The 25743-nt window shown below is 72.6% G+C and carries 22 protein-coding genes and 1 riboswitch; of the genes, 15 read left to right on the top strand and 7 right to left on the bottom strand.

Translation table 11 applies throughout. The features are described 5' to 3' along the window. Window positions 1-4 precede the first annotated feature (4 nt). Together EXE57_RS10145 and EXE57_RS10140 are read left to right on the top strand one after the other, a co-directional pair. Window positions 5-1318, top strand: a complete 1314-nt coding sequence (locus EXE57_RS10145; protein ID WP_167305870.1) for a lanthionine synthetase C family protein — start codon at window positions 5-7, stop codon at window positions 1316-1318. After that, window positions 1315-4392, top strand: coding sequence for a lantibiotic dehydratase (locus EXE57_RS10140; RefSeq protein WP_135077166.1), 3078 nt, complete (start codon window positions 1315-1317; stop codon window positions 4390-4392). Before EXE57_RS10145 ends, EXE57_RS10140 begins: the two co-directional genes overlap by 4 nt. Window positions 4393-4576: 184 nt before the next feature. Here EXE57_RS10140 and EXE57_RS10135 read toward each other — a convergent pair whose 3' ends face one another. Further along, window positions 4577-5359, bottom strand: coding sequence for a hypothetical protein (locus EXE57_RS10135; protein ID WP_135077163.1), 783 nt, complete (start codon window positions 5357-5359; stop codon window positions 4577-4579). Window positions 5360-5532: 173 nt separating this feature from the next. Between EXE57_RS10135 and EXE57_RS10130 the strand changes: the two genes are divergently transcribed. Beyond that, a complete protein-coding gene (locus tag EXE57_RS10130; protein ID WP_135077160.1) occupies window positions 5533-7200 on the top strand; it encodes an amidohydrolase in 1668 nt (555 codons plus the stop codon). 42 nt (window positions 7201-7242) lie between these two features. Here the strand turns inward: EXE57_RS10130 and EXE57_RS10125 are convergent, their stop codons facing one another. Then, window positions 7243-7869 (bottom strand): TetR/AcrR family transcriptional regulator, encoded by a 627-nt coding sequence (locus EXE57_RS10125; RefSeq protein WP_244246778.1) that lies wholly within the window; start codon window positions 7867-7869, stop codon window positions 7243-7245. Between the two features lie 21 nt (window positions 7870-7890). Here EXE57_RS10125 and EXE57_RS10120 point away from each other — a divergent pair, with 21 nt between their 5' ends. From EXE57_RS10120 to EXE57_RS10110, 3 genes are all read left to right on the top strand, one after another. Next, window positions 7891-9090, top strand: a complete 1200-nt coding sequence (locus tag EXE57_RS10120) for an MFS transporter (protein ID WP_135077157.1) — start codon at window positions 7891-7893, stop codon at window positions 9088-9090. Between the two features lie 188 nt (window positions 9091-9278). Next, complete coding sequence (locus tag EXE57_RS10115; protein ID WP_135077154.1) at window positions 9279-10892, top strand: amidohydrolase; 1614 nt, start codon at window positions 9279-9281, stop codon at window positions 10890-10892. A 115-nt stretch (window positions 10893-11007) separates the two neighbouring features. Next, complete coding sequence (locus tag EXE57_RS10110; protein ID WP_135077152.1) at window positions 11008-11199, top strand: hypothetical protein; 192 nt, start codon at window positions 11008-11010, stop codon at window positions 11197-11199. A gap of 1 nt (window position 11200) precedes the next feature. On the opposite strand, the gene EXE57_RS10105 is transcribed toward EXE57_RS10110, so the two are convergent. Both EXE57_RS10105 and EXE57_RS10100 read right to left on the bottom strand, forming a co-directional pair. Beyond that, window positions 11201-11800: a DUF2470 domain-containing protein gene (locus tag EXE57_RS10105; protein WP_135077149.1), complete on the bottom strand. Its 600-nt coding sequence runs from the start codon at window positions 11798-11800 to the stop codon at window positions 11201-11203. Between the two features lie 50 nt (window positions 11801-11850). Next, window positions 11851-12651: a siderophore-interacting protein gene (locus tag EXE57_RS10100; protein WP_208542814.1), complete on the bottom strand. Its 801-nt coding sequence runs from the start codon at window positions 12649-12651 to the stop codon at window positions 11851-11853. Between the two features lie 78 nt (window positions 12652-12729). Between EXE57_RS10100 and EXE57_RS10095 the strand changes: the two genes are divergently transcribed. Then, window positions 12730-13260: an ATP-dependent endonuclease gene (locus EXE57_RS10095; RefSeq protein ID WP_135077146.1), complete on the top strand. Its 531-nt coding sequence runs from the start codon at window positions 12730-12732 to the stop codon at window positions 13258-13260. Here the strand turns inward: EXE57_RS10095 and EXE57_RS10090 are convergent. After that, a complete protein-coding gene (locus tag EXE57_RS10090) occupies window positions 13257-14420 on the bottom strand; it encodes an ROK family transcriptional regulator (protein ID WP_135077143.1) in 1164 nt (387 codons plus the stop codon). The two genes, EXE57_RS10095 and EXE57_RS10090, sit on opposite strands and share 4 nt — an antisense overlap. A 170-nt stretch (window positions 14421-14590) precedes the next feature. Here EXE57_RS10090 and EXE57_RS10085 point away from each other — a divergent pair, with 170 nt between their 5' ends. The 3 genes from EXE57_RS10085 to EXE57_RS10075 are packed head-to-tail and all read left to right on the top strand — an operon-like array spanning window position 14591 to window position 17761. After that, on the top strand, window positions 14591-15676 hold the full coding sequence (locus EXE57_RS10085) for a substrate-binding domain-containing protein (protein ID WP_135077140.1): 1086 nt from the start codon (window positions 14591-14593) through the stop codon (window positions 15674-15676). Beyond that, a complete protein-coding gene (locus EXE57_RS10080) occupies window positions 15676-16482 on the top strand; it encodes an ATP-binding cassette domain-containing protein (RefSeq protein WP_135077137.1) in 807 nt (268 codons plus the stop codon). The genes EXE57_RS10085 and EXE57_RS10080 overlap by 1 nt, the downstream gene beginning before the upstream one ends. Continuing rightward, window positions 16475-17761 (top strand): sugar ABC transporter permease, encoded by a 1287-nt coding sequence (locus EXE57_RS10075; RefSeq protein ID WP_135077134.1) that lies wholly within the window; start codon window positions 16475-16477, stop codon window positions 17759-17761. The genes EXE57_RS10080 and EXE57_RS10075 overlap by 8 nt, the downstream gene beginning before the upstream one ends. 40 nt (window positions 17762-17801) lie before the next feature. Here EXE57_RS10075 and EXE57_RS10070 read toward each other — a convergent pair whose 3' ends face one another. Beyond that, entirely contained in the window at window positions 17802-18239 is a 438-nt protein-coding gene (locus EXE57_RS10070) for a GNAT family N-acetyltransferase (protein WP_135077131.1), read from the bottom strand. Then, the gene (locus EXE57_RS10065) at window positions 18236-19135 is read right to left on the bottom strand and encodes an alpha/beta hydrolase (protein WP_135077128.1); all 900 of its coding nucleotides are present in this window, start codon (window positions 19133-19135) and stop codon (window positions 18236-18238) included. The genes EXE57_RS10070 and EXE57_RS10065 overlap by 4 nt, the downstream gene beginning before the upstream one ends. Window positions 19136-19278: 143 nt before the next feature. Further along, window positions 19279-19385, top strand: a riboswitch (TPP riboswitch). Between EXE57_RS10065 and EXE57_RS10060 the strand changes: the two genes are divergently transcribed. The 5 genes from EXE57_RS10060 (at window position 19377) to EXE57_RS19950 (ending at window position 25717) form a co-directional block, all read left to right on the top strand. Next, window positions 19377-20438, top strand: coding sequence for a thiamine ABC transporter substrate-binding protein (locus EXE57_RS10060; protein WP_135077125.1), 1062 nt, complete (start codon window positions 19377-19379; stop codon window positions 20436-20438). (Overlaps the previous riboswitch by 9 nt.) 13 nt (window positions 20439-20451) lie before the next feature. After that, entirely contained in the window at window positions 20452-22083 is a 1632-nt protein-coding gene (locus EXE57_RS10055) for an ABC transporter permease (RefSeq protein WP_244246777.1), read from the top strand. Next, entirely contained in the window at window positions 22083-23069 is a 987-nt protein-coding gene (locus EXE57_RS10050) for an ABC transporter ATP-binding protein (protein ID WP_135077122.1), read from the top strand. Before EXE57_RS10055 ends, EXE57_RS10050 begins: the two co-directional genes overlap by 1 nt. 10 nt (window positions 23070-23079) lie before the next feature. After that, window positions 23080-24129, top strand: a complete 1050-nt coding sequence (locus EXE57_RS10045) for a phosphatase PAP2 family protein (RefSeq protein ID WP_244246776.1) — start codon at window positions 23080-23082, stop codon at window positions 24127-24129. Between the two features lie 280 nt (window positions 24130-24409). Then, on the top strand, window positions 24410-25717 hold the full coding sequence (locus EXE57_RS19950) for a C40 family peptidase (protein ID WP_135077119.1): 1308 nt from the start codon (window positions 24410-24412) through the stop codon (window positions 25715-25717). Window positions 25718-25743 lie beyond the last annotated feature (26 nt).

Genomic DNA, 25743 nt, shown 5'->3' with positions numbered 1-25743 from the left:
GGGTGTGAGGCCCTGGACGGCGGTCCTCTCGGGCGAGCGGGTCGAGGCCGCCCTGCGGGCCGCGCTCCACGTCGGCCGCGCGTTCGCGGATCCCGTCCGCGTACGACGCTGCGTCGCCCTCGCGGCCGATCAGACCGAGTTCCCCGGATCGGTCCGCTGGTCGCCGCACGACATCGCGCAGGGTGATGCCGGTCTCGCGTTGGCGGCGTCGTACTTCGACCGCTGCTTCCCCGATGCCGGCTGGGACACCATCGGTCACCACTACCTCGCCGCCGCCGTCGAGTCCCTGGAGCAGACCGAGGTGGGTCCGGGTCTGTTCACCGGTGCCGCTGGGCTGGAGCTCGTCACCCATCGCCTGAGTCGGTCTGGCACGCGGTACGCCCGGTTGCACGCGACCCTGACCCAGGAGCTGGACGCCGAGGCCGAGCGGTTGACACATACCGTCAACGGCCGGGTCGCCGGGCTGGCCGTCCGCGAGTTCGACGCGATCTCCGGCCTTGCGGGCGTCACTGCCCAGCTGTTGGCCCGACCCGAGGCAGCAGCCACACGCGGCGCCCTCGAGGCACTGATCGCGCTGGTCCGTGGGTCGGGAGGCGACCCGCAGCCACCTCGCTGGTACACGCCTCCAGAGCTGTTTCCGAGCGAGGAGGAGGCATCCCGGTACCCGAACGGCAGCATGAACTGCGGGCTCGCCCACGGCGTACCCGGCCCCTTGGCGGTGCTGGCGCTCGCGGTCGCGGACGGTGTGGCCGTCGAGGGCATCCGGGAGGCTGTGGCCGACGTCTCCGGGTGGCTGGTGGGGCATCGACGCGACGACCGGTGGGGCGTCAACTGGCCCAGCTTGGTCAGCATCCCCGACGGCTCGGTGAGGGACGGACCAGGCCGGGCTGCGTGGTGCTACGGCGCGCCCGGCGTGGCGCGGGCTCTCTGGTTGGCAGGCGCGGCGCTCGGCGACGAGGCACTCACCGGGCTCGCGGTCGAGGCCATGACACGGGTCTACGAGCGTCCGGTAGCAGCTCGCCAGATCGACTCCCCGACTTTCTGCCACGGCGTCGCCGGGCTGCTGCAGATCACGCTGAGGTTCAGGCACGACACGGGGCTCGCGCTGTTCGACGACGCCGCTTGCGCCCTGCTCGACCAGCTCCTCGACCGCTTCGAGCCCGAGGAGTCGGTGCTCGGTTATCGCGGGATCGAGCCCGGTGGCACGCGGGTCGACCAGGCCGGCTTGCTCGACGGCGCACCGGGGGTGGCGCTGGTGTTGCTCGCCGCCGCCCTGCCGGTCGAGCCGACCTGGGACCGGCTGTTCCTGCTCGCATGAGCCGACTCGCGAGGTACGTCGCCCTGTCGCCGGTGCTGGTGCGCGCGCCGACGCTGCCCGTCGACGCCTACCTCGCCCTGCCGGCGGACGCCGCGGCCGAGCAGGTCCGCGATCCGCTCGTGCGAACCGCAGTGGCGGTGGCGAGTCCGGACCTGCTCGACGGGATCGACCACCCGAGCCCCGGTCGGGCTGGCCGCGCCGCGAGCGCCTTGCTGCGCTACCGGATCCGGATGTCGACCCGACCGACGCCGTTCGGCATGTTCGCCGGGGTGGGCCTGGCAGCATGGGGTGACCGGACGTCCATCCATCTGCGAGCGGAGGACCTGCGCACCTGCACCCGCCCCGACATGGCGTGGCTGCTGGCCCTCGTAGCCGAGGCCGAGGCGCGCCCGGCGGTGCGGCGCGAGCTTCGGGTGCTGACCAACCCCATGGCGTGGGAGTGCGGTGGACGGTTCCTGCTGGCCGAGCGCGCTGCGGTCGACGGCGGTGGTGAGACCAGGTCGGTCGACGTCCGAGCCACCCGCGCTGTACGACGAGCCCTCGCGCTCGCCCGGCGGCCGGTCGCCTGGCGCGACCTCGCCGCCGACCTCGTCGTGGCCACCGGTGCCGACGAGGAGCGCATCGAGCGGCTGCTGGCGCAGTTGTGGCAGCAGACGTTCCTGCTCACCGACCTGCGACCGCCGCTCACCCATCGGTCACCGGCTCGCTACGTGGCGCAGCGCCTGGCAAGCATCGACGCCGCGTCGGCCCACCACCGCGCGCTGGCCTCGTTGCTGGACCGGATGGCGGCTTGGGACGACCTGCCGATGGCCGGCCGCCCCGCCGCACTCCGCGACCTGTCCGCTGCCGCCAGCCGTGTGCTGCCCGCGTTCGAGGGGAGCCCGGCCCAGGTCGACACGGCACTTCCGCTCGCCGGCGCGATCGGCCGGCGGGTCGGCGACGCCGTGGTCGAGGCTGTCGAGCTGCTGCTGCGGCTGGGTCCGGCGTCCCTGACCGGTGGCCTGGACGGCTACCGCCAGGCGTTCTCCAACCGCTACGGAGCCGATCGTGAGGTCGCGTTGCTCGAGCTGCTCGACCCCGAACGCGGTCTCGGTCCCCCCTCCCGCCACGGGACTGGCCCGACCGTGGACACCGAGGCCGAGGCTGCTCGTCGGGCCTGGCTGCGGACGACGGCCGCGGAGGCGCTGCGCTCCCGACAGCTCGCCATCCGGCTGGAGGAGTCGGATGTCGCCCGGCTGGCCGGACCGGGTCCGCCGCCGGATCGGGCACCGATCTCGGTCGACCTCTCGTGCTTCGTGCTCGCGGGGTCGGCGGAGGACGTCGACCGTGGCGCCTTCCGGCTGCTGATCGGCCCCAACCTCGGGGCGCAGGCGGCCGGTCGTACCCTGGGCCGGTTCGCGGACCTGCTGGGTCCAGACGGCAGCCGCGCTGCGGCCGAGGTCGCCGCCGCGGTACGTGGTCTGCAGCCCGGCCGACTGCACGCCGAGCTCGTGTACCTTCCCCGCCGACCGCGGGCGGCGAACGTCGCCGTGCGGCCGCGGCTCCACGACCACGAGGTGATGGTGTCGACCTCACCCGGCGTCGACCCGGAGCAGGGGATACCGCTGTCCGACCTGTTGGTCGGCATCCGCGGCGACCGCTTCTACCTGCGGTGGCCGGAGTCGCCGGGCGACGTGGTCGTCCATGCCGGTCACATGCTCAACCCCCGGGGCGCGCCCGAGGCCTGCCGGTTCGTCGAGGAGGTGGCCCGCGACGAGCGTGCGCCGCTGTCGGGGTTCGGGTGGGGGGCAGCCTCCGACCTGCCGTTCCTGCCCCGGCTCGAGATCGGGCCGATCGTGCTCGTGCCGGCGCAGTGGCGGATCGACGTCGTCGTGCGTGACCGCCACTTCTCCGGTGACGACAGGGGCGCCTCCGAGTGTCTGGCGGCATGGCGATCGGCCTGGCTGGTGCCGCGCCACGTCTACCTCGCGGCCGGCGACAACCGGCTGCTGATCGACCTCGAGGCGCCCGCCCAGGCCGACCTGCTCGTGGGCGCGCTACGCGGGCTCACCGCGGACGACGTGGTCGTCCTGCACGAGGCGCTCCCCGGACCCGAGCACGCCTGGCTGGCCGGACCGCACGGACGGCACCTGCCCGAGCTGGTCGTGTCCGTGGTCCAGCGAAGCCCGGCGCCCTCCTCCGACCCACCGACCCGGAGCGCGACGGAGGTCAGTCGCGAGGAGCGATTCCGCGCGCTGGGGAGCGACTGGTTGTTCGCCAAGCTCTACGGCCCCGTCAGCGGCCAGGACGAGCTGCTGGCAGGCCCGATCCGCCGGTTCGCCGAGTTCGCGACGTCCAGCGGACTCGCGGCACGATGGTTCTTCCTGCGCTACGCCGATCCCGACCCGCATCTGCGACTCCGCTTCGCAGGAGAGCCGGCCGACCTGATGGCCGGCCTGCTGCCGCGGCTGAGCGAGTGGAGCCGGTCGCTTCTGGCCGATGGCAGCTGCGATCGCATTGCCTTCGACACCTACGAGCGCGAGGTCGAGCGGTACGGCGGTCCGTCGGGCCTGGCCGTGGCCGAGCAGATCTTCGCGCTCGACAGCATGACCACCGTCGAGCTCCTCGACCTCGGGCACGATCCGGGCGATCCCACGATCGCCGTCCTGAGCGTCGACTCGCTGCTTGCCGCCCTCGGCCTGGACCGAGCCCGACGCGCCGCGGTCTACCGCAGCTGCGTGGCCGACCGCCACCAGGCCGGCGCGGAGTACCGCGAGCGACAGCGCGCCCTGCGGCCCCTCCTGGCGACCCACGACGGAGCCGGCCTGGAACCGGACGGCGCACTGGCCCGCCTGCTACGAGCCCGAGACCTCGAGATGCATCCCCTCGGGCAACACCTGGTCCACCTCGAGCAGGCAGGCGAACTCGGCGCGTCGGTCGACCACATCTGTCGCAGCCTGATCCACCTCCACTGCAACCGGCTGCTCTCCCGATCGGGCCCCTCAGAGCAACGCGTCCTCGGCCTGGCCCTACGAACCGTCGAGAGTCTGCTGGCCGCGCCGCTACCGCCGACCGACGATCGACAACCTGGTTGAGCGGGGTCCTCCTGGACGGCGGGAGGATCGATCATCAGGAAGCTCGCCTGGCCGCTTGGGTGGTCTGGCTCACCCCGACCCGCGATTGGGGCCTTCCACGGACGCCTGGTCAGAGGCGCCCACGGCGGCTCTGGGCACCGACGTCCAGCAGAGCCCACGTCCCCCGTGGGGCGAGCCGCCCGCCCTAGTGCTCGTGGTGGTCGTGGCCGCCGCACTCCAGGCCGCAGCCGACGTGCAGCGTCACCGGGTGCAGGGTGTCCGGCGTCAGCTCGCCGACCCGGACGCCTTGCTTGAGGTCCGGCACGAGGTCGTAGTAGATGGACGCCATCGGCAGCAGCTTGCCCTTGACGTCCTCGTAGGCGAGCACGACGACCCGGGTGTCGGTGGCGGAGACGAGGTCGAAGACGACCGAGCGGTTGCTCACCAACACGTCTGCGCTGTCGGCGAAGTCGCGTACGTCGATCGCGTGCGGGCCGTGCTGGAAGGTCACGACGGGCGACTCGGCCACGCCGGAGAACGGCTCGTAGTCCTCGGCTGCCACCGTGCAGTCCTTGGACTGCCGGCCGGTGGTGTTGGCCGTGCCGTCGAAGTTGCGCGACTCCTCGATCATGAACCGGTCGTTGACCTTGAGGTAGCCGCTCTTCTTGTCGACGGGGTCCTGGAACTTCGAGACGGTGACGCGGCCGACGATGAAGCCGCGGTAGCGCAGGAACGCGAAGCCGCAGCGGTAGGCACGACGGTCGCCGTCGACCCAGCCGGCCTCGGCGTCGAGGGTCGGTGTGACGTCGAGCAGGTCGCGTTCGTAGATGATGTCGAGGGCGCGGGACTCGGCCTTGCCGTTGGCGTCCTCGTCGGTGGCGACGGTGAACCGGAACTTGTCGCCACGGGGTTCCCGGGCGGTCGCGGGCATCGCGGCGAGGAGTGCGGTGAGCAGCAGGCAGAGTGCCGCGGTGGTGGCCTTGATCATGGGGGGTGGCCTTTCCTGGTCGGACAGGTCGTGAGGCTAGTGGAGTTGCGACTCCGCCGAGGCCGAATCGGCTGATTCCACGTGCGGCCCGACCCGCGCGGCCTGGCGGGTCGGGGTCCGCCTAGGGTCGGCCAGGAGCGAGCGGCCCACGTACTCCGACGGACGGGACACCTGTGAACGACCTGATCTTCGCCAACGGTCGGCTCTTCGACGGCCTGAAGTACCATCGCGACCACGCGGTGGGCGTGCGCGGAGACATGATCTACGCGGTAGGACCCCTCGAGCGGGTGCGCGAGGAGATGTCCGCGGGCGGAGCCCGGGTCGAGGAGTACGACGCGCAGGGCGGCCTGGTGATGCCGGCCTTCCACGACGCCCACGTCCACCCGTTGATCGGTGGCCTGGAGCTGCGCAGCGGGCTCCTCACCGGCTGCGCCAGCGCCGAGGAGTGCCTCGAGGCGATCGCCACCGCGGTGCGGGAGCAGGACGACGGACACGCCAGCGACACCTGGTTCCGCGCCGGCGGCTGGTCCCTGGACCAGTTCGACGCACGGACGGGGCCGACCGCGGAGACCCTGGACCGCGTGGTGCCACACCGCCCCGCGTTCCTGCCCAGCAACGACCACCACAACGCCTGGGTGAACACCCGTGCGCTGCAGGTGGCCGGCATCGACCGGGACACCCCCGACCCGCCGGACGGGTGGATCGAGAGGGACCGCGACGGGAACCCGACGGGAACGCTCCGGGAGGCTGCTGCGCAGCTGGTGCACCAGCACGTCGACACGACGCGCGAGGAGAAGCGCCGGGCGTTGCGCGACGCCCAGGCCCACCTCCACTCGTGGGGGATCGTGGGCTGGCAGGACGCCCTGGTCGGTGGGTACGCCGGCATCGACGACCCGACGCAGGCCTACCTCGACCTCGTGGACGCCGGCGAGCTCACTGCCCGCGTGCGGCTCGCCCTGTGGTGGGACCGCAACCGCGGCGTGGAGCAGCTCGAGGACCTCGTGGCCGAGCGTGACCGCCTCGCCGAGTCGGGGCTGGATGCCGGCTCGGTCAAGCTGATGGTCGACGGCGTGTCCGAGACCTTCACCATGGCGGTGGAGGAGCCGTACCTCGGCGGGGCCCGGTGCCCCTGCGACGGCGGCGACCGGGGCCTCACCTTCCTCGAGCCCGAGCAGCTCGACGAGGCCGTCGTCGCCCTGGACGCCGCGGGGTTCCAGGCGCACTTCCACGCGCTGGGCGACCGGGCGGTCCGTACCTCCCTCGACGCGATCGGCGCTGCCCGCCGGCGCAACGGGTGGAGCCGCCAGCGCCACCAGCTGGCGCACCTGCAGCTGGTCGCACCCCGCGACCGCAACCGGTTCCGGCTGCTCGGGGCGATCGCGAACGTCGAGGGCATGTGGGCCCGCTACAACACGCCGGCGGTCCAGATGGTCGAGCCGTACCTCGACCAGGAGCGGCGGGACTGGCAGTACCCGTTCGCCGACATCGTCGACAGCGGCGCCCTCGTGGCCGGCGGTTCGGACTGGCCGATCAACCCGCCCGAGCCGATGGAGGGCATCCACGTGCTCGTGAACCGCTCCTCGCGGCGTACCGACGAGCGCGACGAGGAGCCCCCGATGCGCGACGACCAGGGGCTCACGCTGACCCAGGCCCTGCAGGCCTACACGAGCGGTGCCGCGCACGCCAACCACCAGGAGGACTCGGGCAACCTCCGCGTCGGGGCGTGCGCGGACGTCGTGGTGCTCGACCGGGACCCGTACGACCTCCACGAGGACGACATCGGCTCCGCCGAACCGGTGTCGGCCTGGGCGCGGGGGGCCGAGGTCCACCGTCGCGACTGACGGTCGGCGAGCACTCGTTCCTCCCGGCCGGACCGGCAGCGGTCAGGGGAGCAGGAGGTCGCCGGCGAGTCCTCGTGCCTGCGCGAGGCGGTGGTCGTCCTCGTCGATGCCGCGATGGGCGACCGCGCCCTCGAGGAGGAGGAAGACGTGGTCGGCGACTGCGCGGGGGTCCTCGAGGTGCGGGCAGTCCTCGGCGACCAGCTCGCGCAGTCGTCGCTGCACCTGCTGCTTGTGGTCCCGCACGACGACCATCCCCGGGTGGTCGGTCGGCAGCTCGGCGGCACCGTTGAGGAAGGCGCAGCCGCGCTCGACCGCCGGAGCGTCCTCGGCGTAGGCGTCGAAGACCGCCAGGGCGCGTGGCCCACCCGCCCCCGCCAGCCTGTCCTCCAGCCGTGCCCACCAGTCGTCGTGACGGCGCTGCAGGTAGGCGGTCACGAGGGCGTCCTTCGAGCCGAACCGGTCGTAGAGGGTGCGCTTGGTGACCCCCGACTCCGCCGCGATGGTGTCGACGCCGACGGCGTGGATGCCGTGGCGGTAGAACAGCTGCGAGGCGGTCTCCAGGATGCGTAGCGCACGCGGCGTGAGGGGCTGGTCGGTGGGAGGGGCCGTCACGGTCGTCGCCTTGCCTTTACAGATCTGTGTACCTAACCTCGGCACCTCGGACTTCACAGATCAGTGTAGGGGGCTCGCATGGCGGGAGGACGCGACGCGGCAGGCCTTGCCGTCGCCGGGCTGTCGCTGATCGCGGTCTGCTACGGGCTGGCCCGGTTCGCGTACGGGCTGTTCGTGCCGGTCCTGCGCGAGGAGCTCGGTCTCGACGGCTCGACGGTGGGCGCGATCGCCGCCACCAGCTACGTCGGCTACTGCGTGGCCATCGTGGCCGCGACGCTGCTCACCGCCCGGTACGGCGCCCGGCCGGTGGCGGTCGCCGCCGGCGTCGCCGCCACGCTCGGCACCGCGGTGATCGCCGTGGCCGGCTCGGCGGCCGTCCTGGCCGCCGGCGTGGTGATCGCCGGCTCGAGCACCGGACTGGCGTCGCCGCCCCTCGCGGACGCCGTGGCCCGGAGCGTGGCGCCTGGTCGGCGGGACCGGGTGCAGACAGTGGTGAACGCCGGGACCGGTCTCGGGGTGATGGTCTCCGGGCCGGTGGCGCTGCTGACCCAGGGCAGCTGGCGGACCGCCTGGTGGGCGTTCGCGGTGGTCGCTGCCGTCGTCACCGCCTGGGTGGCGGTGGCCGTCCCCGGCCGGGCAACCGCGGTGACCGGTGCAGGTGCGCCCCAGCGGCCCGGCCTCGCGCTCCCACCGGGCTCGGCGCGACTGATGGCGGCCGCGACGTCCATGGGGCTGGCCAGCGCCCCGGTGTGGACCTTCGGGCGCGACATCGCGATCTCGACCGGCGATCTGGGCGAGCGGGCCTCCACCTGGTTGTGGATCGTGCTCGGCGCGGCGGGCCTGCTGGCTGCCTTCACCGGCCACCTGATCGCGCGCACCGGTCTCCCCTCCGCCTGGGCGGGAGGCATGCTCGCCCTGTCCGCGACGACCACTGCCTTCGCGGTGGCAGGCCAGCAGGCCGTCCTGTTCGGGGCGGCTGCGGTGTTCGGGGCCGTCTATATCGCGTTGACCGGCGTGCTGCTGGTCTGGGGCACCCTGGTCCACCCGGCCGCACCCGCGGTCGGTGTCGGGGTCGCCTTCCTGATGATCGCTGTGGGCCAGGGCATCGGCGCGCCGCTCACCGGCGCGGTGAGCGACCTGACCACCCCGCGCACCACGTTCCTGCTCGCGGCGGTCGTCGCGGCAGCCGGTGCTGCTGTGGTCCCGAGCCGCCTGCCGCCCCGCGCGCCTGACGCGCGGCCCCGGAGGCAGGAGCGCCAGGGCAAGAGGTCGGGCTGACCCTCCAGGGTGTGCCGCGGCGTACGCCCTCCGGTCTCGACGACTAGACCGGCGACCTGCGCCGGAGGCGGCCCGGGCAGCGGCCGTGCCGGCGGACCTTGACGCCGGGTGGGGGTCTGAGCACACTCCAAGAATTGATTCTTTGCAATCGGTTGCACCACCTGGTTGCCCACGAGGAGAGGGTTGTGATGGACGGTCAGCAGGACAACAGGCTCAGTCGGCGTCAGCTCGGGATCGGCGTCGCGGCGGCGAGCGGTGCGGCGGTGGTGGGAGTCGGCTCCCCGGCTGGCGCAGCAGGCAACGGCGGCAAGGGCGGCCGGGATGCGGCCGACAGCCTGACGCTGGTCAACGGGACCATCGTCACGCTCGATGCCCGGGGCTCCCTGGCGCGGGAGCTGGCGATCGAGCACGGACGGGTCGCCGAGGTGGGTCGCAAGGTTCGGCGTACGGGACGTGTGGTCAACCTCGAGGGGGCGACGGTCGTCCCGGGCCTGATCGACTCCCACCAGCACTTCATGCGCGCCTGCCACAACCCGGGCCACGAGACCCGCGACATCGAGTCGGCCACCTCGGTGGCCGAGCTCCAGCAGGCGCTGGCGGACAAGGCGGAGCAGGTTCCTGCGGGGGAGTTCCTGACCTGCATCGGCGGCTGGAACCGGAACGGGCTGGCCGAGGCGCGCCTGCCCACCGTCGCCGAGCTCGACGAGGCCGCACCGGGCCACCCCGTCTACCTGTCCGAGACCGGCGGAGGCGGTCAGGGCGTGGCGAACTCCCTGGCGAGGGCCTTCTTCGAGTCCGCTGGGGTTCCGGTGAACCCCGACACAGGGACGCTGACCCCGGCCGCCGGTCGTGCCGCCCTGGTGGCGGTCCAGACCTTCGATGACAAGCGTCAGGGCACGGCCGAGGGCATCGCCCACGTGGCGGGGCTCGGCATGACGATGATCAGCGACGTGGGCGGCGCGCTGCTGCCCGACTGGGTGCACGCCAACGCGCTCTGGCGCGCAGACCAGCTCGACCTGCGCCTCCGGCAGTTCTTCACGGGCTTCGAGTTCCCGACGCTCGACGCGATCAAGACCTTCGTCGACAACAACCACAACAAGATCGGTGACGACGTCTTCCGGGTCATCGGCGTGGGCGAGCGCCTCACCTCCGGCAGCACGGCGGACGTCCCGACGCTCACCGAGGCGGCAGAGTTCCTGAGCGCGCGCGGCTGGACGCTGATCCTCCACTCCCTGTCGAACGCGGACAACACGGCTCAGATCGCGGTCTTCCAGGAGATCGCGCAGACCCACGACATCGCGGCGATGCGGTGGCAGCTGCACCACATCAACGACATCACGCCGGAGAACCTCCAGCTGGTCGCGGACCTCGGGATCCCGGTCGGGCTGCAGTCCTACCGCTACACCTCGGCCAGCGGAGCGACGCCGTTCCGGCGGGTGCTCGACCTGGGGATCCGGGCGGGTGGCGGGTCCGACGCCACCAACGTGGCCGCCCAGAACCCGTGGCTGATGATCTACCACATGGTCTCGGGGCGGAACAACGCCGGCGTCCTCATCAACGGTGACCAGCGGATCTCGCGTCTGGAGGCCTTGCGGCTCTACACGTCGGGCAGTGCCTACCTCACCGGCGACGAGCATCACCTCGGCTCCCTCGAGGTGGGGAAGTACGCCGACCTCGCCGTGCTCAGTGCCGACTACCTCACGGTCCCGGAGGACCGGATCCGCAAGCTCCGCTCGCAGCTGACGCTGCAGGCCGGTCGTGCCGTCCACGCGACGGGGAGGTACGCATCGATCCTCACCTGAGCCGGGTCCGGCGATGGCGCCCCGCTCGGGGGACCCCGTGCGACCCTGGGCGGGCGACGGCACGCCGTCGCGGAAGGCCGGCCCTCGGAGCCGGCCGTCACGGGAGGAGCGGGGCATGGGGCCGATCGGATGGGTACTGCTCGGGGCGGTGGTCCTGCTGGTCGTGGGTGCGGTGTTCGCGATGCGTCATCGGACCCGCAACACGCGACACGTCCCGCCCGGCGCCGACCAGGGGCTCGACACAGCCCAGCGCGTGCACGAGGCGCAGGCGATCGCCACGATGCCTCGCAACCACGGACCCTTCTGACTCAGCCGCCCTCGCCTCGGCAGCGGCAGGTGAGCAGCAGCCGAAGGCCGGCCGCGACCTGTCCCAGGTCGTCGACCGGTCCGCCGGGGAACGGCAGCCGCAGCCGGCAGACGCCGTCGTCGGTGATCGCGGCGACCTCCAGCCCGTAGCGGTCCAGGCCGCGCGGCACCACGGCGCGGGTGTCGCGGTGGCCGTGGGCCCGCAGGCACGACAACAGCTCCGCTGCGTGCGCGGTCTCGAGGTGCTGCAGCGTGGCCGCCGCGTGGCGGTGCAGGGGGTCGGGAGCGGCGTCGATGAAGGCGGTCAGCGGGATCGGCAGCACCTCCGGACCGATCAGCCGGGCCGAGACCAGCGACATCCGGTGGGTGCGGCTCCCGTCGCGGGTCCGGCGGGGGAGCACCGGTCCGGTGAGGGCGAGGGCTCGGTAGGGATCGGGCCCGGGCACGGCCAGCGTCGCGACCGGGCAGGCGGCCAGCAGCCGGTGGACGGGCGAGGTGGCCCCGAGGTGCAGCAGCGGGTGGCCGTCGGGCTGTGGCTCGATCCGGACGACTGTCACCGCCCGGGGGCAGCGGCCCGCCGTGAGCGTGGCGACGGTGGTCATCGCCAGCGCGGTTCGTGCGCGCTCTGCCCACGACGGCTCGACCCCGTCCACTAGGCGACCTCGGCCTCCATGGCAGCGACGAAGTCCCGCTTGACCGCGCGCCACGCCTCGTCGGTCATCGTGCGTCGCCAGTAGGGCGAGCAGGACATGTCCTGGCGGGAGAGGCCGCGGTCGGCGAGCAGGTGCCGGCGTACCTCGCGGATCTCCTCGGCCTCACCGTGGACGAAGGCGTGCACGCGACCGGGTGGGAAGGCAAGGCTCCGTACGGCGGCCGCCAACAGGTCCCGGTCGTCGGGTGCTCCGCGGCGGTGCAGCCACACCACGTCGAGGGCGGCGTGAGGGGGCAGCGGCACCTCGTGGTCTGGTCCGTCGCAGACCATGCGGACCACGGCCGGAGCGCCGTCCGGCAGGGACTCGAGGGACGCAGCGATCGCGGGCAGCGCGGACTCGTCGCCGACCAGGAGGTGCCAGTCGGCACCCGGGTCGGGTCGGTAGCCGCCCGAGGGGCCCTCGAACACGAGAACCTCGCCCGGTGCGACGCGCGCAGCCCAGGCCCCGGCAACGCCGACGTCCCCGTGGACGACGAAGTCGATGGTCAGCAGCCGGGCGACCGGGTCCCACGAGCGGACGGTGTAGCGGCGCCGGGCGGGCCAGGCCTGCGCCGGGTGCTGGTCCTTGACCTCGCGCGGGTCGAACACCCCGCGGTACGGAGCGCCGGGCGGCGGGATGGCCACGTTGACGTACGCGTCGGTCGCGTCCGGCATCTCGAGGCGGTCCAGGTCGCCGCCGGCGAGCACCACGCGCACCATCGCGGGCGTGAGGTGGTCGGCCGAGATCACACGTGCATGCATGAAGTTAGGTTAGCCTAACCTGAAGCCCGATCGTCAACCGGGTGGCGAGCGCGACCACCTGCTGAGAGGGTGTGGCGCGTGACCCCGCGCACCGTCGTCCTGGTGGAGGGGGACAGCGACGCGGTCGTCGTCGCGCTGCTCGCTCGGCGCAACGGTCTCGTCGAGGCGACCGAGGTGGTGCCGATGGGCGGTGTGACCAACGTCGGCCGCCACGTACGTCGGCTGGCCTCCGGTGAGCGGGGCGTCCTCGTCCTCGGGCTCTGCGACGCTCCCGAGCGACGCTTCCTGGAGCGGGCCGAGCCGGCCCTGGACGGCATCTTCGTGTGTGACCGCGACCTCGAGGAGGAGCTGATCCGCGCCGTCGGGCCGGACCAGGTGCTCGACGTCCTGGACGAGCTCGACGAGCTGGGCCGCTTCCGGACCTTCCAGGCGCAGCCGGAGTGGCGGGAGCGACCCCTGCCCGACCAGCTGCGTCGCTTCGCGGGAACGCGCAGCGGGCGCAAGGCGGTGCTGGCCGAGCGGCTCGCCGGCCGGCTCACACCGAGGACGACCCCCCGCGCGCTGGCCGAGCTCTTCGCCGTCGTCGAGCGCCAGGCGGTGGAGCGCTAGTCCGAGACCAGCTCGGTCCGCTCTGCCGCGAGCAGCACGGCGCCGACCATGCTGGCCCGCTGGCCCAGGCCGCTGGCGACGATCGGGGTCTGCGCAACCGCGTCGAGCGCGTGGCGGCGCAGGCCGGTGCGGGCCGGCTCGAGCAGCAGGTCGCCCGCGCTGACCATCTCCCCGCCGACGATCACGATCGAGGGATTGAGCAGGTTGACCAGGCTGGCCAGCGCCCAGCCGAGGTGCAGCCCCGCGTCCTCGAGCGCGCGCTGGGCGGAGACGTTCCCGCTGGTCGCCTCGGTCACCAGGTCCTGCAGCGTCGCGTCGGGAAGGGTGGTGGCTACCAGCCGCAGGATGTGCTCGCTGGAGGTGTAGGTCTCCAGGCACCCCCGGCTGCCGCAGCGGCACATCGGTCCCTGCTCGTTGATCGTCAGGTGACCGATCTCGCCGGCCGTGCCGTCGGCCCCGTGGAAGAGCTTGTCGTCCACGATGATCCCGGCGCCCACGCCGCTGGCGATCTTCACGAAGACCGAGGTGGAGTGGCCGCGACCGTTGCCCTGCCGGTGCTCGGCCAGCGCCCCGAGGTTGGCGTCGTTCTCGACGTCGACGGGCACGCCGAAGACCGCCTCGGCGGCCGAGCTGGTGTCGACCTCGTCCCAGCCGGGGAAGATCGCGGCCGAGCGCACGACGTTGTTCTTGACCGGCGCGGGCAGGCCGAGGCCGACGTGGCGCAGCGGCCCACGCTCGTCGAGCAGCCGGGTGAGGATGGAGGAGGCCAGGGCCAGGGCCTGCTCGTGGCCGAGGGTGTCGGGCGTACGTGCGCGCTCCTCGGCCAGCACTCGGCCGCCGAGGTCGCCGACCGCCACGCCGACGTGGCTGTGGCCGAAGTCGATGCCGGCCACGACGCCGGCGCGGCTCGAGAGCCGGACCGCGGAGCCGCGTCGGCCGCTGCCCGGCACAGTGTCGACCAGGCCGGCGGCGGCCAGCTCACGGACGATGTTGGACACGGTCGCGGGCGCGAGACCGGTCACCCGGGCGAGCTCGGCCTGGGTCGGGGCGTCGTCCTCGACCTGGGCGTCGCGGAGCGCGTCGAGCACCCGGTGCTGGTTGGCCGCCTTGAGCGACGACGTCGACCCCGGTGCGCTGGCGGGCGGACGTGTCACCGACATGGGCACACCCTGCACTCCGTCGCTCGTATGGTCAAGAGTTGTTGATTACACGTGGAAAAACACCTTGCGACCACATTTTGTATTCATCTCTTGACGACAAAGGTGTGACCGTCGACACTCGATCGAAAGGACGCAGCCGTGCGTGCTGCCCGAGCTCGAGGAGAACCACCGTGTCCACACCCCTGACCCGCGTCTTCGCCGTCGGCATCACGGCGGCACTCGCCCTGGGTGCCACCGCGTGCGGCGCCAACGACGCAGACACCGGCGGCGAGGACGGCGGCGGCCAGACCATCGCCCTGCTGCTGCCGGAGTCCAAGACCACCCGCTACGAGACCTTCGACAAGCCGCTGTTCGAGGCCAAGGTCGCCGAGCTCTGCTCGGAGTGCGAGGTGTCCTACTACAACGCCGACCAGGACGAGGCCAAGCAGGCCCAGCAGGTCGACTCGGCCATCAACGAGGGTGCGGCCGTGATCGTCCTCGACCCGGTCAACGGCGCCGGTGCCGGTGGCATGGTGACCTCGGCCCAGGACGCCGACATCCCGGTCATCGCCTACGACCGGTTCATCGCCGAGGCCGACTACTACATGTCCTTCGACAACGAGACCGTCGGCCAGATGCAGGGCGAGGCGCTCGTCGAGGCGATGGGCGGCGAGGGCGACATCCTGATGCTCAACGGCGCCCCCTCCGACCCGAACGCCGCGCAGTTCAAGGCAGGCGCCCACAGCGTCATCGACGGCACCCTGAACATCCTCGAGGAGTTCGACAACCCCGACTGGAGCCCGGAGAACGCCCAGCAGTTCGTCACCGACCAGCTGAGCAACTACGACCCCTCCGAGATCCAGGGCGTCTACGCCGCCAACGACGGCCAGGCCGGCGGCGTCGTCGCCGCCATGACCGGCGCGGGCGTGTCCCCGGACGCGCTGCCGCCGATCACGGGGCAGGACGCCGAGCTCGCCGCGATCCAGCGGATCATCGCCGGCCAGCAGGCCATGACGATCTACAAGCCGATCCCGATCGAGGCCGAGACGGCCGCCGAGGTCGCGGTCAAGCTCGCCAACGGGGAGGAGATCTCCGGACCGAGCGACACCGGCATCGAGCTCACCGAGTACGAGGGCGTCCCGTCGTTCATCTTCGACCCGATCGCGGTCACGGTCGACAACGTCAACGACACCGTCGTGGCGGACGAGTTCTACTCGGTCGACGACATCTGCACCGAGGAGTACGCCGACGCCTGCTCGGCGGCCGGCATCAGCTGATGACGACACAGACGACGGAAGCGCCGGTCAGGGAGGCAGTGCTCTCCCTGACCGGCGTGAACAAGAGGTTCGGCGCGGTCCAGGCGCTCACCGACGTGTCGCTGCACGTGGCACCCGGCGAGGTGGTCGCCCTCGTGGGCGACAACGGCGCGGGGAAGTCGACGCTGGTCAAGATCATCTCGGGTGTCTACGAGTCCGACGGTGGCGAGATCCGGATCGAGGGCAAGCCGGTCTCCGTCCACGGGCCTGCCCACGCGCAGGAGCTCGGCATCGCGACCGTCTTCCAGGACCTGGCCCTCTGCGACAACCTCGACGTCGTCGCGAACCTGTTCCTCGGGCAGGAGGTCAGTCGGACGAGCGTGATCGACGAGGTCGAGATGGAGAAGGAGTCGTGGCGGCTGCTGCGCACCCTCTCCGCCAAGATCCCGTCGGTCCGGATCCCGATCGCCTCGCTCTCCGGCGGGCAGCGGCAGACCGTCGCGATCGCCCGCAGCCTGATCGGCAACCCCAAGGTGGTCATGCTCGACGAGCCGACCGCCGCCCTGGGGGTCGCGCAGACGGCGGAGGTCCTCAACCTGGTCGAGCGGCTGCGGGAGACCGGGCTCGGCGTGATCCTGATCAGCCACAACATGGCGGACGTCCAGGCGGTCGCCGACCGGATCGTGGTGCTCCGCCTGGGCCGCAACGCGGCCGACTTCACCGTGGAGGAGGCGACCACCGAGCAGCTCGTCGCCGCCATCACCGGCGCCAGCGACAACGTCGTGGCCTCGCGGGCCGCGCGCCACAAGGGGGCGACCGATGAGTGACACCGGGACCGAGGCGTCGGAGGACCGGGCCGAGGCAGAGCCCGAGGCGACCGCGGTCGCCGCCGACCTGGCTGACGAACGGCTGCTGCAGAGCAAGGGGCTGAGTGGCTGGCTGCAGATGCAGGTCAACCGGCTCCGGTCCGGTGACCTCGGCAACCTGCCGGTGATCATCGGCCTCGCGGTCATCTGCATCGGCTTCTACGCCGAGAACGCGCGGTTCCTCTCCTCGCGCAACATCGTCTCGATCACCCAGTACGCCGCCCCGATCGGCATCATCGCGCTGGGCATCGTGCTGGTGCTGCTGCTCGGCCAGATCGACCTCTCGGTCGGCTCGGTCAGCGGCATGGCCGCGGCCGTGATGGCGGTGCTGATGGTCAACCAGGGCTACTCCACCCTCGTCGGCATGCTGGCCGGCATCCTGGTCGGCGTCGCGGTGGGGGCGTTCTACGGCCTGCTGTTCACGTGGATCGGGGTGCCGTCGTTCGTCTTCTCGCTCGCGGGACTGCTGGGCTTCCAGGGCGTGCTGCTCCTGGTGCTCGGCGAGAACGGCACCATCAACCTCCCGAGCGACTCCTACCTGCTGGAGTTCACCCGGTTCAGCTTCGTGACCGGCTGGCAGTCGTACGCCCTGGTGGCCCTGCTGGTCCTGGGCTTCCTCGGCTCGCAGTACCGCTCGTCGGTCAAGCGGCGCGCGGCCGGGCTCGGGACCCCGTGGTGGCCGATGGTGCTGGCCAGGGCTGCGCTGCTCGGCGGCGGCCTCGGCTTCCTGACCTACTACGTCAACATCGACCGCGGCTTCAGCTATCTCTGGATCCTGTTCGTGGTGCTGGTGATGTTCGCGGACTTCGCGCTGCGGCGCACGGTCTGGGGTCGTCACGTGTTCGCGGTCGGCGGCAACGTCGAGGCGGCGCGCCGCTCCGGCATCAAGGTCAACCGGGTGTTCATGTCGGTTTTCGTGCTGACGTCCACCCTCGCGGCGCTCGGCGGCCTGCTCGCCGCCGGCCTGCAGACCTCGGTCTCGCAGGCCAGTGGCACCACCGACACCAACCTGACCGCCATCGCCGCCGCGGTCATCGGTGGCACCAGCCTCTTCGGTGGTCGCGGCTCGGCCTACTCCGCGCTGCTCGGCATCCTGGTGCTGCAGGCGATCACCAGCGGGCTCAACCTCGCCGGTGTCGAGTCGGAGGTGCGGTTCATGGTCACCGGAGCCGTGCTGCTGATCGCGGTCGCGATCGACTCGGTGTCGCGCCGGGCGCGCTCCTCGAGCGGACGCGGCTAGCGGGTCCGTCCTCACCAGGACGCGTCGCGCCCGGCCGGGATCACCCGGCCGGGCGGCGGCGCATCGGCAGGTGCGGGATGCCGTCGTCGAGGAACTCCTCGCCGTCGACGGTGAAGCCGAGGCCGGTGTACCAGTCGGCGAGCGGGGTCTGGGCGTCGATGACGACGTCGCGGTCGGGACAGACCTGCAGGGCCGTGTCCATGACGACGTCGGCGAGTCCCCGGCCACGGGCGGCCGGCGCGAGCACGACCCGCCCGATCCGCCACACGGTCGCGTCGTCGAGGACCCGCGCATAGCCGATCACCAGGTCGTCCTCGCGCAGCACCACGTGGCGGGTGCCGTCCTCGGGGTCACGGCCGTCGAGGTCGCCGTAGGGGCACTGTTGCTCGACGACGAAGACGTCCTGGCGAAGCTTCCACACGGCGTACGAGGTGGCGGCGTCGAGGGCGCCGAACGGCAGGGCGGTGACGGTGATCATGCGAGGAACTCCAGCGTCGTCCGCCAGGCGGTCCGGGCCTCGGGGAGCAGCGGCAGGATCGGGAAGACGTGGATCAGGTCCGGCTCCTCGACGTAGGTGAGGTCCCAGCCGACGTCGGCCGCCCGCTTGGCGAGCAGCCGGCAGCCGGGGACGAGGAGGTCGCGGGTGCCGCAGAACATCAGCGCCCGCGGCAGACCGGTCAGGTCCCCGAGCGCGGGACTCACCTCGGGGCGTGCGAGGTCGTCGGGCGAACCTGCCCACCAGCCGGCGTACGCGTGCACCTTTCCGAGGAACAGCCACGGGTCCCGCTCGGCGTACGCCGGGGTGTCGGGCGTCGAGGTCGTCAGGTCGACCCACGGCGAGAGCAGCAGCAGCTCGGACGGCTGCGGGCCGCCCCGGTCGCGCAGCGCGAGCGCGATGGCCAGCGCCGGGCCGCCACCCGCGGAGTCACCCAGCAGCGTGACCCGGCCCTGCTCCAGCCAGCGGCTCGTCAGCTCCACCAGCGGGGGGACGGTGTCGCGCCAGCTGTGCTCCGGCGCGAGGGGGTAGTCGGGCATCACGACGCGCGCGCCGAGGGCGAGCGCCAGCCGGGTGGCGTAGCGCACGTGGAAGTCGTCGACCGGCGCGATGAAGCCGCCCCCGTGGACGTGGACGACGGTCCTGGCCGGGTCGATGCCCCGCGGCGTGATCACGTGGACCGGGAACCCGTCGAGCTCCTCGGTCACGACGGAGAAGCGCCCCGCGAAGCGGGGCACCAGCCGGGTGGGCAGCGACGGGTCGAGGGCGGCGTGGCGCCGCTCGAGGCGCGCCCGTTCGGTCGGCTCGTCCACGAGGTCCTGTGCCCTGCGGATCCGTGGCACCACCCGGGCGAGCAGCTGGTGGCGACGGCTCGGCATGCGGCCACCCTAGGGCGTGTCTCCCAACCCCGTGGCCTGCTGCGCGCGGCCCTGCGGGCTCCCCGCTGCGACCGAGGGCGGAGGGACACTCCCTGGGCGGTGACCCAGGGCGGCCGGCCCGGGCGTGGCGGCGTAGGCTGGCGAGGTACAGACAGGGGAGCCCGCGAGGCGGGCTGAGAGTGCGGACACCCGCAGACCCTCCGAACCTGATCCGGTCAGCACCGGCGTAGGGAGTCGTTCGATGAAGTCCAGCCTTTCCGTGACCCTCGTGGCTGCCCTGCTGGCGGGCTGCAGCCTGACCGGCGGGAGCTCCGACGAGCAGTCCACCGCCGAGGACGGCACCACCCCCGGCGAGGTCGTGCTCGTCACCCACGAGTCGTTCAACCTGCCCAAGCCGCTGGTCAAGCAGTTCGAGGAGGAGTCGGGCCTCGACCTCGAGATCCGCAGCGCCGGGGATGCGGGGGCCCTGACGACGCGGCTGGCGGTGACCGCCGACAACCCGACCGGGGACGTCGCCTTCGGCGTCGACAACACCTTCGCCTCGCGGGCGCTCGAGGAGGACGTCTTCGACACCCTCGACGTCGAGCTGCCCGCCGGTGCCGACGACTACGTCCTGCCCGGCGACGACGGCCAGCGGCTCGCCCCGGTCGACAACGGCAACGTGTGCGTCAACGTCGACGCCACCTGGTTCGAGGAGCGCGACCTCGCCCCGCCCGAGTCCCTCGACGACCTGGCCGACCCCGCCTACGAGGGCCTCTTCGTCACGCCCTCGGCGCTGTCCAGCTCGCCGGGGCTCGCGTTCCTGCTGGCCACCGTGGCGGCGTACGGCGAGGACTGGCCGACCTACTGGGAGGACCTGCTCGCCAACGACGCGCTCGTCGTCGACGGCTGGACCGACGCCTACTACGGCGACTTCACCCAGGGCGGCGAGGGCGGCACCCGCCCGATCGTGCTGTCCTACGACTCCTCCCCGGCGTTCACGGTCCCCAAGGGGTCCGACGAGTCGACCACCGAGGCGCTGCTCGACACCTGCTTCCGCCAGGTGGAGTACGCCGGAGTGCTGGCCGGTGCCGCCAATCCCGAGGGCGGACGCGAGCTGGTCGAGTTCCTGCTCGGCGAGGACGTGCAGGCGGCCCTGCCCGGCTCGATGTACGTCTTCCCGGTGCGCGACGGCGTCGCGCTCCCGGAGGAGTGGGCCGCGCACGCCGAGCAGCCCGCCGACCCGTACGCCGTCGACCCGGACGAGATCGCGGCCAACCGCGACGCCTGGCTCGAGGAGTGGCGCGACCTCGTGACCGGCTGAGGTCGAGGTCGTCGTGAACCGCCGGCTGCTCGGCCTCGCCGCCCTGGCACTGGTGCCGGTGCTGGTGCTGGTCGCCTTCTTCGTGGTGCCCGTCGCCGCCATGCTGCAGCTGGGCTTCTGGCCGGACGGCGAGCTCGACGTGGCGGGGGTGCTCGAGGTGCTGACCCGCGACCGGACGGTCCGGGTGCTGCTGTTCACCCTCGGCTCGGCCACCGCCGGGACCGTGCTCTCGGTGCTGCTGGGGCTGCCCGCGGCGTACGTCCTGCACCGGACGGCGCTGCCGCTGCGCCGTGTGGTGCGGGCGCTGCTGCTCGTGCCGTTCGTGCTGCCGACCGTCGTGGTGGGCGTCGCCTTCCGGCAGCTGCTGGGGGAGGGCGGACCGCTCGGCCCGCTCGGTCTCGACGCGACGCCGGTCGCGATCGTGCTCGGCCTGGTCTTCTTCAACGTCGCCGTGGTGATCCGCGTGGTCGGCAGCGCCTGGGAGTCGCTCGACGAGCGCGCCGGCCAGGCCGCCGCCACCCTCGGCGCCGCACCCTGGACCGTGCTCCGGACCGTCACCCTGCCGCGGCTGCGTCCGGCCATCGTCTCGGCGGCCACCGTGGTCTTCCTCTTCTGCTCGACCGCCTTCGGCGTCGTGCTCACCCTCGGCGGGCCGCGCTACGCCACGGTGGAGACCGAGATCTACCTGCTCACCGTCCAGGTCTTCGACCTGCAGGCCGCGGCCGCGCTGTCGGTCCTCCAGCTCGTGGTCGTGGCGGTGCTGCTCGTCGCCGCGCAGCGGACCCGGGTCTCCGCGCCGGTGGCCCGCGAGGCCTCACGCGCCCGTCCGGTCACCCGCGCCGACGCGGTCCCGGTCACGGCCACCCTGCTCGTCCTCCTCTACGTCGCCCTGCCGATCGCGGCGCTGGTCGCCGGGTCCTTGCGCGTGGCCGGCGAGTGGAGCCTGGGCAACTACGCCGCTCTCGACACCACCGGTGAGCGGACCTCGCTGCTGGTGCCGGTCACCGAGGCGCTGGCCAACTCGCTGCGGACCGCCGTCGACGCGACCTGGATGGCGCTCGGCACCGGTCTGCTCGTGGCCCTCGTCGTGACCCGGCGCTCCCGCTCGCGGGTCGAGCGCCGCGTCCGCGGCGTGCTCGACGGCTTCTTCATGCTGCCGCTCGGCGTGTCCGCGGTGACCCTCGGGTTCGGCTTCCTGGTCGCCCTGGACCAGCCTCCGCTGGACCTGCGCGACAGTCCGCTGCTGGTCCCGATCGCGCAGGCCCTGGTGGCGCTGCCGCTGGTGGTCCGCACGCTCGTCCCCGTGCTCTCCGGCATCGACGACCGGCAGCGCCAGGCCGCCGCGTCGCTCGGCGCCGGGCCGCTGCGCACCCTCACGACCGTGGACGTCCCCGTGCTGTGGCGGCCGATGCTGGCCGGGGCGGGCTTCGCGTTCGCCGCGTCCCTCGGCGAGTTCGGCGCCACCTCGTTCCTCGCCCGGGCCGAGGCGCCGACGCTGCCGGTGGTGATCTTCCGGCTGCTCGGCACCCCCGGCCAGATGAACTACGGCATGGCGCTGGCGGCATCGGTCGTGCTCGCCGCCACCACCGCACTGGTGATGCTCCTCGTCGAGCGCCTCCGCGTGCCCTCCCTGGGAGCCCTGTGATGCTGACCCTGCGCGACGTCACCGTCGCCCTCGACGGCACCCCCGTCGTGGTCGACGCGTCCCTCGACCTGCCCGACGGCGAGGTGCTCGCCGTCCTGGGCCCGTCGGGCAGCGGCAAGTCGACGCTGCTGCGGGCGGTCGCCGGCCTCGAGCCGCTGGCCGTTGGCAGCATCGGCTGGGACGGTGTCGACCAGGCCGGCGTCCCGACCCACAAGCGGGGCTTCGCGCTGATGTTCCAGGACGGCCAGCTCTTCGAGCACCTGACGGTCGCCCGCAACGTCGGCTACGCCCTGAAGCTGCGCCGTGCGCCCGACACCGACGCGCGCGTCGACGAGCTGCTCGAGCTCGTGGGGCTCCCGGCGTACGGCGGGCGGATGCCGGCGACCCTCTCGGGCGGTGAGCGGCAGCGGGTCGCCCTCGCCCGGTCGCTGGCGGTGCAGCCCCGGCTGCTGCTCCTCGACGAGCCGCTCTCGGCGCTCGACGCCGGGCTGCGCGAGCGGCTCGCCGCCGACCTGCGAAGGATCCTGGGCGAGGCCGGGACCACCGCCCTGCTGGTGACCCACGACCACGACGAGGCCTTCACCGTGGCCGACCGGCTCGCGGTGATGCGCGCGGGACGGATCGTGCAGCAGGGCGACATCGCGGAGGTCTGGCGGGCACCCGTCGACGCCGAGACCGCGCTCTTCCTCGGCTACGCACGGGTGCTGGACGGGGAGCCGGCCGCGCGGGTCCTCGTGGCCGCCGGCCTGCCGGCGGCCCCCTCCGTCGCCCTGCGCCGCTCGGCGCTGCGGGTGGCCGACGACGGGGTCCTGCGCGGGACCGTGACCGCCTCGCGGCTCACGCCCGAGCAGGTCCGGCTCGAGGTCGACGTACCGGGTGCGGGGCTGCTCGACGCGGTCGCCCCGCTCGACCGTCACGCCGGGCCGGGTGACCCGGTGAGCCTACGGGTGGACCACACGCGTCTGGCCGTCGTGGCGCAACCCTAGACTGGCCCACGTGTATCGCCGGGCCTACGCACTCCTTGTCGGGACTGCTCTCGTCATGGGGTTGCTCGCCATCGTCGCGGCCCTGGTCCTCGACAAGCGACTCGCGGACCCGGACGGCTTCCTCGGCCCCTCGTGGCTGCGGCTGCCGCTGCTCCTCTCGGGTGCGTTCCTGGCCGACATCGTCCCGCGAACCCTGTGGCTCTCACGCGGTCGCCCCGGCCAGTGGCGCTCGGTCGCGCGGGAGCGGATCCGCGACCACTGGACGCGGGAGCGGCTGACGCTCGTCGTGATGGGCATCGTGTGCTTCTACATCACCTACGTCAGCTACCGGAACCTCAAGTCGTTCCTCCCCTTCATCATGGGGGACAAGAAGTACGACTACGAGCTGCACCTGGTCGACCAGGCCCTGATGCTCGGCAACGAGCCCGCGGACGTCCTCCACGCGATGCTCGGCACCGACGTCGCCGCCCACTTCCTGTCCTCGATCTACCTGTGGTTCCTGCCGCTGGTGCCGCTGGCCGTGACGGCCTGGCTCGTGTGGTCGCGCAACATCTCCTACGGCTACTGGTTCGTCACCTCGCAGGTCATCGCCTGGACGCTCGGGACGCTCTCCTACTACATGCTCCCGACCCTCGGCCCCGGGTTCGCCTACCCGTGGCTCTACGAGGACCTCGCGTCGACGCCGACCAACGACCTCATGGACGCCCTGTTCAACTCGCGCGTCCGGGTGACCCTCGAGGGGGTCGAGGGAGCGGTGCAGTCGACGGCCGGCTTCGCGAGCCTCCACACGGCGATCACCCTGCTGGTGGCGCTGATGGTGCAGTACACGGTCCGCTCCCGGGTGGTGCACTGGATCGCCTGGGTCAACTTCGGCCTCACCATCGCCGCGACCCTCTACTTCGGCTGGCACTACATCGCCGACGACGTCGCCGGCATCCTGATCGCGCTGCTCGCCTTCTACCTCGGTGGCATCGCCAGCGGGCAGAAGTTCGAGAGACACGGGCTCGCCTCGCACCCCACGACGACCACCTCCGCCGTCCCGGTCGAGGCCAAGGACTGACCTGCCACCCCACTGCCCGGCCGTGTGCCCGGGGGTGGGGATACCTGACCGCGATCATCGTCGTCCTCGGGGCCGTCGTGATGATCTTCGCGGTCAGCTATCGCAGCGCGCGTGAATTACAACCTTGTAGTTTGTCAAGGCGACACGCCTGGGGCTGAAGAAAAAATTGGGAAAAGTGTTCCCAGTGTGACGAATGAGCACTAGCGTTCCGCGAGGACCGGGCGATGGGGAAGTCGCCCGGGACAGTCCATGACTCACTCGAGCCAGGAGGAACGCCACCGTGCGTGCAGTCGGATCCGTGCTGGTGCTCACCCTCGCTCTCGCGGTCCCCCCGGCCGCGGGAGGGATGGCGTGGGCCGACGGGACCGACGCGCCCCCCACCCGCTCCGAGGTGCGCGACGCGCGTGCCGCGGTACGGGACCAGACGCGCGACGTGGCAACCGTCCAGGCCGAGCTGCTCGCCGCGAACCAGCGGCTGCAGGACTCAGCCATGCGCGCAGCGCAGGCGAGTGAGGCGTGGAACGGTGCGCGATACCGGCTCGAGCAGGCGCGGCGGGCCGCGGCCGCCGCTGCCGACCGGGCCGGTATCGCGCGCCAAGACGTGGACGCCCAGCGTCAGGCGTACGCCGACGCGGTCGTCGAGTCCTACCAGATGGCCCCCGAGCTGACCGCCGTCGCGTCGATCGTGCAGTCCGACGGCATCGCCTCGGTGGTCGAGCAGACCACGACCCTCGGGCAGACCGAGGCCGCGATGGACACCCGCTACGACGGGTTCCGCGCCGCCTCGACGCTGGCCGGGGTGGCAGTCGTCCAGGCGACCGACGCCCGGACCGAGGCCGAGCAGCTGCAGGTCGAGGCCCGGGAGGCGCGCGACGCAGCCGTCGCCGCTGCCGACGCGGCTGCCGCGGAGGCGCAGTCGATCGCCGAGCGCAAGGGCGTCCTGATCGAGGAGCTCGCACGGCTCGAGGACGTCAGTGTCGAGATCGCCGAGGAGCGGCAGTCCGCGCTCGAGGCGCAGGCGCTCGCCGAGGCCGCCGCCGAGCAGCGGGCCGCCCAGGAGGCGGCCGCGGCGGAGCAGGCAGCCGAGCAGGCGGAGCAGGACGCCGCCGACGAGGCGTCGCAGCCGGCCCCGGCGCCGGCCCCCTCGCCGGCGCCGGAGCCCCAGCCCGAGCCCGACCCGGCACCGCAGCCCCCGCCCGCACCGCCCGCGCCGCCCGCCCCCAGTGGTGGCGTCGGCGCGGCCATCTCCTTCGCCCGTGCCCAGATCGGCGAGCCCTACCAGTGGGGTGCCGCCGGCCCCTCCGCCTGGGACTGCTCCGGCCTGACGATGGGCGCCTGGAGCGCCGGTGGCCGGTCGCTGCCCCACTACTCCGTCGCGCAGTACGAGCAGTCGACCCCGATCGGCGTCGGGAACCTGCAGCCGGGTGACCTGCTCTTCTGGGGCTCCTCGAACAGCCCGTCGTCGATCTACCACGTGGCGCTCTACGTCGGCAGCGGCCAGATGATCCACGCCCCGCGCACCGGCCGCCCGGTGACGCAGGAGTCGATGTACTACTGGACCGCGCCGAACTTCTTCGCGCGACCCTGACGCCGCCGGCCCTACCGGCAAGTAAT

This window comes from Nocardioides euryhalodurans (assembly GCF_004564375.1).
Taxonomy (GTDB): Bacteria; Actinomycetota; Actinomycetes; order Propionibacteriales; family Nocardioidaceae; genus Nocardioides; species Nocardioides euryhalodurans.
Note: the sequence above shows the minus strand (reverse complement) of the source record. Positions and strands in the feature narration are given on the sequence as shown.

Excerpts from the sequence above, each read along its gene's own strand:
- EXE57_RS10075 (WP_135077134.1), top strand. The coding sequence starts at position 16,475 with ATGAGTGACACCGGGACCGAGGCGTCGGAGGACCGGGCCGAGGCAGAG.
- EXE57_RS10065 (WP_135077128.1), bottom strand. The coding sequence starts at position 19,135 with ATGCCGAGCCGTCGCCACCAGCTGCTCGCCCGGGTGGTGCCACGGATC.
- EXE57_RS10090 (WP_135077143.1), bottom strand. The coding sequence starts at position 14,420 with ATGTCGGTGACACGTCCGCCCGCCAGCGCACCGGGGTCGACGTCGTCG.
- EXE57_RS10100 (WP_208542814.1), bottom strand. The coding sequence starts at position 12,651 with ATGCATGCACGTGTGATCTCGGCCGACCACCTCACGCCCGCGATGGTG.
- EXE57_RS10115 (WP_135077154.1), top strand. The coding sequence starts at position 9,279 with ATGGACGGTCAGCAGGACAACAGGCTCAGTCGGCGTCAGCTCGGGATC.
- EXE57_RS10080 (WP_135077137.1), top strand. The coding sequence starts at position 15,676 with ATGACGACACAGACGACGGAAGCGCCGGTCAGGGAGGCAGTGCTCTCC.
- EXE57_RS10070 (WP_135077131.1), bottom strand. The coding sequence starts at position 18,239 with ATGATCACCGTCACCGCCCTGCCGTTCGGCGCCCTCGACGCCGCCACC.
- EXE57_RS10120 (WP_135077157.1), top strand. The coding sequence starts at position 7,891 with ATGGCGGGAGGACGCGACGCGGCAGGCCTTGCCGTCGCCGGGCTGTCG.
- EXE57_RS10050 (WP_135077122.1), top strand. The coding sequence starts at position 22,083 with ATGCTGACCCTGCGCGACGTCACCGTCGCCCTCGACGGCACCCCCGTC.
- EXE57_RS10060 (WP_135077125.1), top strand. The coding sequence starts at position 19,377 with ATGAAGTCCAGCCTTTCCGTGACCCTCGTGGCTGCCCTGCTGGCGGGC.
- EXE57_RS10135 (WP_135077163.1), bottom strand. The coding sequence starts at position 5,359 with ATGATCAAGGCCACCACCGCGGCACTCTGCCTGCTGCTCACCGCACTC.
- EXE57_RS10140 (WP_135077166.1), top strand. The coding sequence starts at position 1,315 with ATGAGCCGACTCGCGAGGTACGTCGCCCTGTCGCCGGTGCTGGTGCGC.
- EXE57_RS10105 (WP_135077149.1), bottom strand. The coding sequence starts at position 11,800 with ATGACCACCGTCGCCACGCTCACGGCGGGCCGCTGCCCCCGGGCGGTG.
- EXE57_RS10110 (WP_135077152.1), top strand. The coding sequence starts at position 11,008 with ATGGGGCCGATCGGATGGGTACTGCTCGGGGCGGTGGTCCTGCTGGTC.